Source organism: Pseudomonas sp. EL_65y_Pfl1_R83 (assembly GCF_963970695.1).
GTDB lineage: Bacteria > Pseudomonadota > Gammaproteobacteria > Pseudomonadales > Pseudomonadaceae > Aquipseudomonas > Aquipseudomonas tritici.
On record NZ_CAXAQI010000521.1, the window covers coordinates 1 to 369 of the forward strand.

Annotated in this window: 1 protein-coding gene; it reads left to right on the plus strand. The window is 60.4% G+C overall.

What is annotated here, in order from left to right:
* Positions 1–369: RHS repeat domain-containing protein (locus AACY08_RS30145; RefSeq protein ID WP_339472740.1), on the plus strand; the 369-nt coding region annotated here is incomplete at both ends.

The window sequence follows — 369 nt, forward strand, 5'->3', positions numbered from 1 at the left end:
TCGGCAAACTCGACCAACAACCCGCTGCGCAACACCGCCAGTTGCTGCACTACGACGCCACCGGCCGCATCATCGCCAGCCAGGACAGCCTGCACGGCCAGCGTGAAACCTTCGCCTACGACGCCGCAGCCAACCTGCTGGATGGCCCGCAGGCTGGCGCTGGGTTGGTGGTGCATAACAAGCTGCTGACCTATCAGGACAAGCGTTATCGCTATGACGCGTTTGGCCGAACGATCGAAAAACGCAGCGCCAAACGAGGCGTGCAACGCTTTGCGTATGACGCGGAAAGCCGGTTGGTTGAAGTACGTAATGAGAACGGCGGCGTGGTCAGGATGACCTATGACCCGCTGGGTCGACGCATCGAGAAAA